Here is a 12,271-nt window from a genome sequence, read left to right as displayed (position 1 = left end):
GAGAAGCATGACTCATTTAACACTCAGATTCAGTACAAAACGTAAATAATATGTCACAACAAGGCATCAACTAATTCGCATAGAGGGTATGAAGACGCTTGAAATATCAGCGTTAACCAGCTAGTCTAACTGGGTGGTCAGACCTCTTATAAGGAAGAACAACATGACACTTATATTTGTTCTCGCGTTGTTAGCCTTGCTCAGCGCAGCAAGCTATCATCGCGCAAGCTGGAATACCGCTCTAGGTATTGCAGCAGTTACAATGCTAGTTGGCACCTTTGCTGGTGCATTTGGCATTATCTCTTGGTTAATTTTCTTAGCGATTGTTATTCCGCTTTCAGTAACGAACCTGCGTCAGCAATACATCGTGGCTCCAGCATTTAAAGCGTTCAAAAAAGTTACGCCGACAATGTCAGAAACCGAAAAGTCAGCGATTGATGCAGGTACCACTTGGTGGGAAGCCGATCTATTTTGTGGTAACCCAAACTGGGATAAACTTCATCAGTTTCCTAAGCCACGCTTGAGCGTTGAAGAGCAAGCGTTTTTGGATGGTCCGGTGGAAGAAGTGTGTGCCATGCTTAACGATTGGGAAGCAACGCACGAACTGACTGACTTACCGCAAGACGTGTGGCAATACTTAAAAGACAACAAGTTCTTTGCGATGATCATCAAAAAGCAATACGGTGGTCTTGAGTTTTCAGCTTACGCGCAATCTTGTGTACTACAAAAGCTTACCAGTAAATCAACTTTACTTTCGTCTATCGTGGGCGTACCTAACTCGTTAGGCCCAGGCGAACTACTTCAGCACTACGGTACTGACGAGCAAAAGGAACACTACTTACCTCGTCTAGCAGTGGGTGATGAAATCCCTTGTTTTGCATTAACGTCACCAGAAGCGGGCTCTGATGCTTCATCTATCCCTGACTTTGGTGTGGTATGTAAAGGCGAATGGGAAGGTGAAGAAGTATTAGGTATTAGCCTAACGTGGAACAAACGCTATATTACTTTAGCACCTGTTGCGACTGTACTTGGTCTGGCGTTTAAGATGCGCGACCCGGACGGTCTATTAGGTGATAAAGAAGAGTTAGGTATTACTTGTGCGCTTATTCCTACAAACACGCCAGGCGTAAAAATTGGCCGACGTCATTTCCCACTGAATGTGCCATTCCAAAATGGCCCTACCCAAGGCGAAAACGTGTTTGTACCACTCGATTTCATTATCGGTGGCGCAAAAATGGCAGGACAAGGCTGGCGCATGCTGGTTGAGTGTTTGTCGGTTGGTCGTGTTATTACGCTACCTTCAAACTCTGCCGGTGGTATTAAATCCCTTGCAGTTGCAAGTGGCGCATACAGCCGCATTCGTCGCCAGTTCAAACTGCCTATCGGTAAGATGGAAGGGATTGAAGAGGCACTAGCGAAACTTGGTGGCTATGCGTATAGCTCTGATGCTGCGGTGACTATGTCAACTGGCGCGGTAGATTTAGGTGAAAAACCTTCGGTTGTTTCTGCCATTTTGAAGTACCACTTAACCGAACAAATGCGTGCTTCAACCATCCATGCCATGGATATTCATGGTGGTAAAGGGATTTGTCTAGGTCCAAACAACTACGTTGGCCGTGGTTACCAAGGTGCACCAATTGCAATTACGGTAGAAGGTGCAAACATCCTAACCCGTAACATGATCATCTACGGTCAAGGCGCTATTCGCTGCCATCCTTTTGTACTGGCTGAACTTGAAGCTTGTTCTATCAAAGATAAACAAGAAGCGCTTGATAGCTTCGATAAATCCTTGATGGGTCACATCGGTTTCACTATGTCGAACTTGGTAAGAACTAAGTGGTTAGCGCTAACCGGTGCACGTTTCACCAAAGTACCATTTAACGATGAAACCGCTGTTTATTATCGTAATGCTGCTCGTTACAGTGCATCATTGGCATTAATGTCTGATATTTGTATGGCTGTATTTGGTGGTTCACTTAAGCGTAAAGAGCGTATTTCTGCACGTTTGGGCGACTTATTAAGCTACCTTTATCTGGTTTCTGCAACGCTTAAGCGCTATAACGATGAAGGTCGTCGTAAAGAAGACTTACCTTTTGTGCAATGGTCTTGTCAGGAGCACCTGTACCTTTGTCAACGTGCCCTTGCTGACTTAATCAACAACATGCCTTCTGCTGCATTACGTGGTTTGTTGAAAGTGGTACTGTTCCCATTTGGTCGTCCGGTTCGTAAACCAACCGACAAAATGGAGCACAAACTTGCTCAGCTACTTCAAGTATCTAGCGAAACGCGTGACCGCCTTGCAACACACATCTACTTAAAAGATGAGCCTCTGTGCTTGCTTGGTAAGCAAGAGCAAACGCTAAAAGACATTCTTGCCGTAGAGCCGTTATTTGAAAAGGTATGCCGTGGTACTGGTAAAAAGTTACCGTTTATGCAACTTGATAAAGTAGCAGCAATGGGGCTTGAAGCAGGTGTACTGAGCGAAGACGAAGCAGCTAAATTGACTGCCGTTGAAGCGAAACGTCTTGCCGTTATCAACGTTGATGACTTTGACCCTGAAGAGTTACTTGCCGGTAAAGCAAGAACGAAGGAATCAAGTAAAGCAGACGCAGCATAACTATTTTTGTTTAGGTAGTGTGATCCATACTACCATAGCAATTAGCGTGGATATAAAGGTCAGAATTTTCTGACCTTTTTTCTTGGCAGATTATACCAATTTGGCTTAATACTTGCTCAATTTGAAGGAATAAATCTGACGCTAACAGCGTTAAAAATTTCTTATTTAGAACAACTAAATAACAAAATTTTTGCCTGGTTATCGACAAGATTTTCTCGCCTCAAAATAGACCACTTAATTAAGAAAATTGGTATTAGAGCCGGGGGAACACAGCTCTAGTGTTTTAAAATAAATATCGCACTTTAAACGTCACTAAGTCTTGCACTGGTTGCTGCCATAAATCAGCGACACTACCAAACCAGTCTCTGCGCCCGACTTGCGACTTTTCAAGTGTCGAAAAGTTTGCACCTCCGCGTTGATACACTAAAAAAATATCTGAATATGCACCCATGCGATAACGCAGTTTTATCTGGCTTGCTAAGCGCCTGTCGTCAAAACTGGTGTCACCATGAATTTCGTGAAGCTCTCCGTTGGTAATTTGATAAATCGTCTTACTTTGTGCTTCAAGTATCGTCCACTGTAGCGAACCACTGAGTTCAAGGTTGTCGGTGATCCGACCGTTAAATTCCAACTTATTGGAAAACTCATCTCTGTCGTATTCACTCAAGCGGTTTTGCCCGTTCGCCATCAGCCAGCCATCACCGCTTCTAAAGAAATTACTCAACTTAAGGTTCCAGTTGTAGTGTGGCATCCACGTCAAATCCACGGCGTATTGCTGTGCTGAGCCTGATATTCCTTCTTGGTCAAGCTCTATACTCGCAGCCCAAGAAAAATCCCCCACATAAGGGCTTTGATAAAAGACCCGAGACTCTATACGGCTTGGCATCTCAAACACCTCAGTGCCTCGCCCTAAGTTGTCTTGTTTACCGCTAGTGTAATAATCTAGCCCGAGGTTAAGCTGACCACCATTTGCCAACAAAAACTGCGCTAAATATGCTTGTCTGGCCGCTAAACCTGTTCCAGCATTGTTTTGCTCATGCCTCAGTGTGAGTGACTGCTTAAACCTGGTAAACCAGCTGTCTTTTGGGTGCATCGAGTATTCACCATAAAGCTCGCTCACCTGCCAGTCATTGCGTTTCATATAGCCGAGATCACGGTTATCAAATTCGTCATCCACAGCAAAGTAGCGCGCAGCGAACTTCGTCTGTAAAGAAAGTTGATACTCCGCGTCTAGCGATACACCTTGACCTGTAACATGTTGCTTTTGTGTTTCTACCTCTGTTTGCAATAGCGCGCCTTTGAAAGACCAAGTATCACTACGATACTGGCCATCAAGGGCATAACTCATGGCATCGCGTTCAAGAAATGGCCGATCTGTTTTGGTTGCAAGCACACCGACCTGCCAATCTTGCGTGCGATAATTAGCTCTTGTTGCAAAAAACTGCTTACCAATATCGTCCGAAAAGTCCGACTCAGACACAGCAAAAGTACCAAATTGTACCGACTTTCCTTTATGCACAAATCGTAGTGCCGCATCTATGGGGGTGATTGCGCGTGTACCATCATCACTTGATGCCCCTATCCGACGAGTATGAATAAGCTTAGTGCTTTCAAGTGCAGCAACGTCAAAAAGGCTGATATCTTGGGTGAAAAATGGACGTTTATCGGTGCGAAGCGTTTCCACGGCTGAATAATTCACGTCAACATCATCGATATCCACCTGACCAAAGTCAGGATTCACGGCAAGACTCACCTTCTGATGATGAGAAGGCTTGTAAAACAAATCAAAGCCAACATCGGACTGGTGCTGGCGCTCGGAAGGTGAAGTGCTTAGCGGTGCAAATTGAGCCTGATGCGCAAAGTAAGGCACAAATGCCAATTGAGAATGCGCGGGGATCTGTGCTGCGATCTTTGGCATGGTCAGGAAGAAATCACTATTTGCTGTTGTATCCTCATGGTTTGCATAGATAAAATTACTTTTAAGTTCATACAACTGTACCGAAACCCCAATCTTTGTAAGCCCCTGCTCATCTCCTGGCTGAAACGACACGGTATGCCAAGGGATCAATAATTCCGTGGTCCAATACGTATCGTCAATGTGATTGGCATAGTGCCAGTCCCCATCCCAATCGTAATCCACGTTTAAGCTTGGGGTTACAACACCATCTTGCGAGCCGCCACCTAATGTCACCGAAAATTGATATGCACTACTACCGTCGCCTGAAAAGTCCACAACTACCCGATTGAAGTCAGCTTGCATAAAGCGGTCATGGATATTGAATTGTCGCTTGCGCTCGGCTTCATTCTGGAAGTTTTTAATACCAATATAAACACCGTCGGCGGTTGCAAAAGCTTTTGCGGTAATTTTGTCATTGGCAGATGCCAAAGTTACAGGCACAACCTGAACAAATTGTTCAAACTGTGTAGCTGAACCCCACTGCGCTTCATTCAACTTACCATCAACCACGATAGGTTCCGCAAGTGCAGCTCCTGCCATCATGGGATAACTTAAACCGAGCCAAAATTTATTGCTTTTATTCATACATACTTTCCTCAGAGTTATGCCTGCTATTGCAACAAACTTTGCCGTAAAAAGTTCTTAACTTTTTCTGAAGAAAGCTGACTTAACCTTTATAAACATTGACTTAATCTTAAGAAACGCTAACGTTATGGGAACAATTGGTTTTAATTATTGAAATTGGTACTCAGCGTGCAGGCACAGGAAGTAGAGATGGTTTGTTTTGGACATTGGCAGTTTGATCTCCAGCAAGATTGCCTAACACATAGGCAAAGCCAAGAAACCGTAAAACTTGAGCCACAAATGGCAAGGTTACTCGCGCTTTTTATTGAGCATCATAACGAAGTGCTAGAGAAATATTGGCTTACCGAACAGCTGTGGCAACATGCGGTTGTCGAACCTAATAGTCTTTATCAGCTTCTGACTAAACTGCGAAAAGTGCTCGGGGACGACCCTAAAAACCCGATTTACATCAAAACCATCCCAAAGCGGGGCTATCGCTTTATCGCACCACTAGAAAGACATGAAATAGCACCTCGTCATACGGCAAAACCAGTCAACGTAATCGCCAAGTCCCGTATTTTATCACTCAGTGCCGTCGCAATGGCGGTTCTATGCTTTGGCGCAATCGCTTTTTTTAATCAAGCACCGACTGAAAAAACACCATCACGCTACGAAACTTCTAGCCTCAGTCATGAGCTTGGCCTTGAATTTGACGTTGATGCCCACCAAAGCAAAGATCTCATCGCCTATGTAAAAGATTTTACCCACCTTATTATTGCCAACAAACAAGGCTATCAATTAAATGAACACCGCTTTGATTCGCGGATCAGCTTTCCAAGTTGGAGTCCCGACTCAGATAAGCTGGCATTCTGGCAATATCAAGGTAGTGGCTGTCAACTTCATGTTATGACTGCCGCAGGGCAATTTTTCCACAGTTCTCAAATTCTTCCGTGCCAAGTTGGTACTAAACCCGTTTGGAAAAATGACAAAGAGCTCATCCTAACGTTCGGCCAATATAATGCCAAAGCAGCACACCTTTACCGGCTTGAGTCCCATCAAATGGTTAAGCTGCCACTTGCTTTGGCAGCCAACGAGCGGTTAAAAATGGCCCTTCGAGCATGGCAAGATAAAACCTATTATTTAGTTCAAGATAAACAAGGGTTAGCACGACTACAAACGCTCGATGGCACGGTACATCTAAAGTGGTCAGCTCCAGTCACTTCAGTTGCGTTTGATGTTTATCATCAAGCTGTGATTGCGAGCCAATATGGCAGCCTATCGCGACACTTTAGAGACGGTGACAGTCAAGCCATCAAAGAAACGGAAATTGGCTTATACACAAGCTTCTCAAGCGATAATCGCGGCGATATATTCGCGGCATTGGAGAGTTTTCAAGTTAATATCAAAGACCGAGATGATCTCCCCTTATTTTCAAGCTCAAGCATCGACTATCTACCACTGACCAACAGCTTGGGGGAAACGGCGTTTATGTCGAGGCGCAGCGGCGTATGCGAGGTGTATCTATATCACGATGATAAAATCAATCAGCTTTCCTTTCATCAGGGGCATGAATACGTTGGTTTTTTAGTATGGAGTCCAGAGCTGAGCTATTTGGCCTCAAACCGTGATAACGATTTAGTGATATACGACCGAAAACGCCCACTCACCCAGTTCAATTCACAGCTGAGTCTGCCCGTCAAAAGCATGGGCTGGATAGATGAGCAAACACTATGGGCTTATGACGGCGAAACATTAAACCAATACAGCTTGTCTGGGGCGCTTATCAGCAGTCATGATAGTACAGCTGACTTTGTCTTTTATCACCCCGAAAGACAAACCTGGTTTGTGCTACAACAAAACCTACTGCTTGAGTACGAGACGCTCTTCGAAAGCGACTCAGAAGCGTTAAATAAATATGCGTTAAGTCAAAAACAAACCAATCAATTTAGTAACTTAAGAATTCGCGGCAACGACATCTATTGGCAATCCGCTTGGTCAAAAAGGGACTACATTTGGCAACTCACCTTGATGCCAGAGCAAAACCCTACGCTTAAAAAAGTCGGCCACTTGATTTGGCACTACGATATCGACGCGCTTGGGGATCTACTCATAGCAAAAATGGAAAGTGTAGAAGGCGATATCAAGAAACTGACTCGCCTATCTGAAGCTGCTAACTAACGATTATCATTACAAAAGCACATACGCGGTATAGCTCAGCACTAAGGTGCTGAGCCAAGTCATAGCTAAAAGCTGTGGACTTTTTAATGCACTTAACACTAAAAGTGGTAGAAAGGCATAGGGTAACAGGCTCACTGCACTCAGTCCTAATAACATATAGACAGGCACTGAAAAACAGACGGCAGCCGTCAGCACAATAATCCAGATGCTCTGCTTTGCCGATTGCAGCTTATCTATACTCAACCAATATGCAGTGCGGTCGTAGACTTCAGGTTTGAGATCAATGGCAAGGCTCGACCACCATAATAGATTTAACGTCACCAGACCTGGAACGTAATTTGCCATCAGATCGGGGCGCTCTGCGCTTAAGATCGCGCCAAACCATAGCACCAACACACTCATCACAATGCGCCAAAGCAACACAAAATAGTGGTTGTAAGCAAAGCTCAGCCAAAATGTCGTTAACCCTTTAACCATTACCGATAACGTCACTTTACGCGGTAGCAAAGCAGCACAGCCAAACACTATTAGGTTTACAGCAATCAAATACCAAGTAATTTCGACAACAGCAAAACTGATAATAGCTGTTATCAATAATCCAATACTGGTCCCCAAAGGACGATAAATAAAACAAAGAGCAACGAAGAATTGCGTCACCGCAAAAAACAGTAAATGCCATGCTTGTGTGATTTTCTCAATTCCAATCGAGTAGCAAAGAATTAGCGTCATCAATAATAAGGGGTGAACAACCAGTACGGACAATCCATCCGCCACTTTTTGATGGATGGTACGATGCAGGATCGTGTGGTGGTAACTTCGGTGCGCTTTGTCCAAAACCGCATCTCGAAACACAAATAGAATAAAGCTTTGCGCCGCAAGTAATCCCCACGCAATTTGTACCTGTGCAACGGGATTATCACTTTCTACAATTTTACCTATACCCATAAATAGTATTGCGATAAAACCTAGCAGATAAACTTGAAACAATGCAGCTATCATCAAGCCAAATTGCTGAAGTTGCTGGCCTATAGCTTGCAGCGATAAGGAAAGTGATGCTTTTCTGTAACGATAGTAATAAAGCATATTAACTACCCTGTTTTGGTGCTAAGGGAACAGAGTGAAATCCAACTTGTAAAAAAGGTTCAGGCTCATGACTTGTCATCAGCACCATGCCAGCGTAGTTTTGCGCGAGCTCAACGATATATTCGCAGCCTGCCGCGTCCAAAGCTGCAGTAGGCTCATCGAGCAATAAATAAGGGGTATTACGCATCAAGGCATTAATAAGCTGAAGCTTCTTTTTGTTACCAGAGGAGAGATCCGCGTAACGCGTCATTAAAAAGGTTTCAAACTGAAAGTCGTTTACAAGCTGCGAAGGAAAATCACATTGCCATGCGGTTGATGTGAGAGTTAATAACTCTTTTGCACGCAAAAAAGCAGGAAATGGAATGTTGTCTGACGCAAGTGCAACAAGTGTTTGGCGTTTATCGATTTTCTTGTCTTGTAATAGAATGTCGCCATTGAACGCATCATCAAGCCCAGCAATCATGCACAGTAAGGTGGTTTTCCCTACGCCATTCGGCGCCGCTAAACAAATTCTATTATGCTCAAACTCTTGTGAGTAATTGTCAAACAGTACCTCTTTGGAGAAGCTTTTACTTAGAGATTTTATCGTTATCATCTTGCTCTACACTATAAATCCAAATAGGGATTTATATTTATGTTTAAAAATGTAGTTGTCATAAAACTTAACTTATTACAAAAGCCAATATTTATCACCTAGTTAGAAAGTAAAATGACATATATTACGTACCTTATTTTGTAACAAAGCCTTACACTCTACATTTTTTAACATCTTATAAACATCATTAAGTAACCTTTCATTTTTCCATCCTATACTCTTGCTCCGAAATCGCTTGAATAACGACCTATGTTCAAAATATTGATAAAGGAGATCAACTATGAACTTTCGTATCCTAACTGCAGCCACCCTATCCCTATTAGCAGTAGCATGTTCGTCTGAAGATATCGAGACCGCCAACTTCGGTTCTGACATCTATAAAAACCAATATAACTTGGTTAATGCCACCGATTATGAAATTGCATTTCACCTTGCTAACACTGAGCTAGACGGTGATGAACGAAATGTCGCTGACGATAAATATCGCGTCAAAGTACTAGCTTCCGGTTCAGAACCCGTACGCATAACACACGAACATAACACCAACCGTGAAATCAGTTTTTATGCTGAGTCAGTCAACAAGCTTGGCATGATAGAACAAGAAAAAATTAAGGTAAGTAATGACCGAGATTATCACTTTGTTGTAATGCAGGATAGCAACGATACCTTAGATATAAAGGTGGTTAGAAAGTCTAAAGATGATCACGATAATAAATTTACCGTACGAGTATTAGCTTCCAAAACAATGACATTAAATATTAACGGTTCAGACGTTGAATTTGATAAAGGAGAAGTCAGTAGCTGGTATCAAGTGGATGACTGTAATCAAGATATTATGATGGGTGATGAGGTTATAAGTCTTTGCAATGCATCACTAGACCGCTCTTACTTACTCGTCGTCGGTGAAACTGGATTAATGAGCACCGTTTTAGAATACTAACTAATTAGTGTTTTTGAGGCTGCCGATATTCCGGCAACCTCAACGGTTAGCCGTCTAGATTTATATTTATAACGCATTTTTTATTCACAAAAAATTCAACTTTCTGCCGAAATAAGTCAATTCTATTCATTTTCAGATCCGACCATACAAAATAGTGACATTTGTCATAAGTCAGTTTTATTAAACTTTCCACGCGCAATAAAAATAGAGTTTTAGCTTTAAAAATCAATTAATTCTTTATATCTCATAGAGATAAAAAATAGCTATTAACAACTCCATATTGCAATCATTTTATAACATTTCAATTATGTTAACGTTGGATTTAATTAACATTAAAATGTCAAATTTTTCGTGTTGACACCCTGAAAACTCGGGCTTAACCTAGCCGCCGTTCTTAAAACACAACAATCAAAAAATCACATTTAATATTTTTTATTTACAAATAAAATAATCTTGTAACAAAGATAGCGACAATAGTATCGCGACAAAGCCGACCAAGTTAGCGGATTGGCACACACGGGACGTTGGTTAAGTAGTACTCGCCTCTAACAAGTATGATTGGGTTTTCTAAACAATTTCCCGCCATACAAAAATATAAGCATTGTGAAAATCACAATCGGATTCATTATTTTAGTCAGAGTAGGAAAGTCATGAACCAGTACAACACAGAAAAGGAAGCAATTCAGGTCGAGAAAAAGCTCGGTAGTATTGTTTTCATCTCGCAAGATCAATCACTTTCTCTGGAGTCAGTGCAAGATTACGCAGCTCAGCCCTTATCCAAAGTAAAATTGGACGAATTGGCACTAAAAGCTAGAATCGAGCAAAACCGTCAATACCTGGACAATAAATTAGCAAATCAAGAAGATATATACGGCGTGACGACTGGTTTTGGTAACTCAGCAAGTAACCGTATTTCGACTTCTCTCTCTGAAGAATTACAACAAAACCTCATTGCTTATCATGGCTGTGGCGTTGGTGATTACCTTTCAGAGTCTGATTGTGCCGCGACTTTATTGATCCGCATGAACTGTAATGCCAAAGGCTTTTCGGGCGTTAGTTGGGAATTGCTGGCGCAAATGGAAACCTTTCTAAACAACCGCATCATCCCAGCTATCCCTTCTATGGGTTCAGTGGGTGCGAGTGGCGACTTAACACCACTTTCTTATGTCGGTGCCGCACTTGGTGGTAAGCGTAAGGTGTACTATCAAGGACAACTACGTGAAACCGCTGAAGTGTTAGAAGAGCTAAACATTGCGCCATACAAGCTAAAGCCGAAAGAAGGTTTAGCTATCATGAATGGTACTTCGGTTATGTCTGCCATCGCCACGAATGCGCTAAAAGACATCCGCCGCGGCATTGATTTAAGCTGTAAACTGATCGCGCTTTATGTCGAACTTATCGAAGGTCGTGCATCGCCATTCCATAAACGCGTACACGAACTCAAACCACACCGCGGACAGCAGATCTGCGCAGAGAAAATTCTAGAACGCTTAACTAACGTCGATCAGCGTTTAGGTCGCAGAAACCGCACCGATGACAACATTGAGTTTGGCAAGCAAGAAACGTTCAGGTTACAAGATAGCTATTCAATTCGCTGCTCTCCGCAGGTGTTAGGTCCATTAATTGATGCTGAGATGTGGGCATCACAGATCCTAACGACTGAAATCAACTCTGTGAACGATAACCCACTATTTGATGATGAGAACGACCTTATCCTCAACGCGGGTCACTTCTACGGTGGTCACGTTGCAGCGGTGTGCGATACCCTCAAGCCACTCGTTGCAAACATGGGCGCCTTACTAGAGCGTGAATTAGGCATTTTGGTTGACGACCGTCTTAACGGTGGAATTTCTAACAACTTGGTTGCGCGTGAAGATCTTGGCGACAAAGCTTGGGTACACCACGGTTTCAAAGCAATGCAAATTACCTCTTCTTCTCTTGTTGCAGAAGCACTGAAAAATGCAGGCCCTATGTCAGTATTTTCACGCACAACAGAAGCACTAAACCAAGACATCGTCAGCATGGGCACCATCGCCGCACGTGACCTTCGTCGTATTACAGATCTTATCAAGCCAGTTATTGCTATTCAGGCAATGGCGATCCGCCAGGCATTTTATGTTGATGGGAAAGATGCAAAAGCAGAGAAACTCAACGCACTTTCTCGCGAGTTTTTCGACGAAATTAGCAGCAACTTCCAACCAGTCATTGAAGATAGGCCGATGGATGTCGAAATCAACAATATGGTTAACGCCCTATTTAATGAGCAGTAACCCTCTCTAAGTCATTTTTGAGATGACGATAACGCTATAGCTGGCAGCTTCACTGCAGCCAGCTAGG

Annotated in this window: 7 protein-coding genes; 4 read left to right on the top strand and 3 right to left on the bottom strand. The window is 43.0% G+C overall.

Annotation, left to right across the window (positions count from 1 at the left end):
- Positions 1 to 163 precede the first annotated feature (163 nt).
- Positions 164 to 2,617: an acyl-CoA dehydrogenase FadE gene (gene fadE / locus PNC201_RS05495; protein WP_102056435.1), complete on the top strand. Its 2,454-nt coding sequence runs from the start codon at positions 164 to 166 to the stop codon at positions 2,615 to 2,617.
- Between the two features lie 283 nt (positions 2,618 to 2,900).
- Here fadE and PNC201_RS05490 read toward each other — a convergent pair whose 3' ends face one another.
- Positions 2,901 to 5,159 (bottom strand): DUF5916 domain-containing protein, encoded by a 2,259-nt coding sequence (locus PNC201_RS05490; RefSeq protein ID WP_102056434.1) that lies wholly within the window; start codon positions 5,157 to 5,159, stop codon positions 2,901 to 2,903.
- A 150-nt stretch (positions 5,160 to 5,309) separates the two neighbouring features.
- Between PNC201_RS05490 and PNC201_RS05485 the strand changes: the two genes are divergently transcribed.
- Entirely contained in the window at positions 5,310 to 7,316 is a 2,007-nt protein-coding gene (locus tag PNC201_RS05485) for a winged helix-turn-helix domain-containing protein (RefSeq protein WP_233525216.1), read from the top strand.
- Between the two features lie 9 nt (positions 7,317 to 7,325).
- Here PNC201_RS05485 and PNC201_RS05480 read toward each other — a convergent pair whose 3' ends face one another.
- Both PNC201_RS05480 and PNC201_RS05475 read right to left on the bottom strand, forming a co-directional pair.
- Positions 7,326 to 8,399: a DUF6136 family protein gene (locus PNC201_RS05480; RefSeq protein WP_102056432.1), complete on the bottom strand. Its 1,074-nt coding sequence runs from the start codon at positions 8,397 to 8,399 to the stop codon at positions 7,326 to 7,328.
- A gap of 1 nt (position 8,400) precedes the next feature.
- The gene (locus PNC201_RS05475) at positions 8,401 to 8,994 is read right to left on the bottom strand and encodes an ABC transporter ATP-binding protein (protein ID WP_010606261.1); all 594 of its coding nucleotides are present in this window, start codon (positions 8,992 to 8,994) and stop codon (positions 8,401 to 8,403) included.
- 280 nt (positions 8,995 to 9,274) lie between these two features.
- Between PNC201_RS05475 and PNC201_RS05470 the strand changes: the two genes are divergently transcribed.
- On the top strand, positions 9,275 to 9,934 hold the full coding sequence (locus PNC201_RS05470) for a hypothetical protein (protein ID WP_102056431.1): 660 nt from the start codon (positions 9,275 to 9,277) through the stop codon (positions 9,932 to 9,934).
- Positions 9,935 to 10,584: 650 nt separating this feature from the next.
- Positions 10,585 to 12,204 carry an HAL/PAL/TAL family ammonia-lyase gene (locus PNC201_RS05465; RefSeq protein ID WP_010606259.1) on the top strand — a complete coding sequence of 540 codons (1,620 nt, stop codon included), beginning with the start codon at positions 10,585 to 10,587 and terminating at the stop codon, positions 12,202 to 12,204.
- The last annotated feature ends 67 nt before the right edge of the window (positions 12,205 to 12,271 follow it).

This window comes from Pseudoalteromonas sp. NC201 (assembly GCF_002850255.1).
GTDB lineage: Bacteria > Pseudomonadota > Gammaproteobacteria > Enterobacterales > Alteromonadaceae > Pseudoalteromonas.
The sequence above is the reverse complement of the archived record's forward strand: the minus strand, read 5'-3'. Positions and strand labels throughout refer to the sequence as shown.

What these genes read in the sequence shown, in the direction of transcription:
- PNC201_RS05480 (WP_102056432.1), bottom strand. Translation starts at nt 8,399, where the DNA reads ATGCTTTATTACTATCGTTACAGAAAAGCATCACTTTCCTTATCGCTG.
- fadE (WP_102056435.1), top strand. Translation starts at nt 164, where the DNA reads ATGACACTTATATTTGTTCTCGCGTTGTTAGCCTTGCTCAGCGCAGCA.
- PNC201_RS05490 (WP_102056434.1), bottom strand. Translation starts at nt 5,159, where the DNA reads ATGAATAAAAGCAATAAATTTTGGCTCGGTTTAAGTTATCCCATGATG.
- PNC201_RS05465 (WP_010606259.1), top strand. Translation starts at nt 10,585, where the DNA reads ATGAACCAGTACAACACAGAAAAGGAAGCAATTCAGGTCGAGAAAAAG.
- PNC201_RS05475 (WP_010606261.1), bottom strand. Translation starts at nt 8,994, where the DNA reads ATGATAACGATAAAATCTCTAAGTAAAAGCTTCTCCAAAGAGGTACTG.
- PNC201_RS05470 (WP_102056431.1), top strand. Translation starts at nt 9,275, where the DNA reads ATGAACTTTCGTATCCTAACTGCAGCCACCCTATCCCTATTAGCAGTA.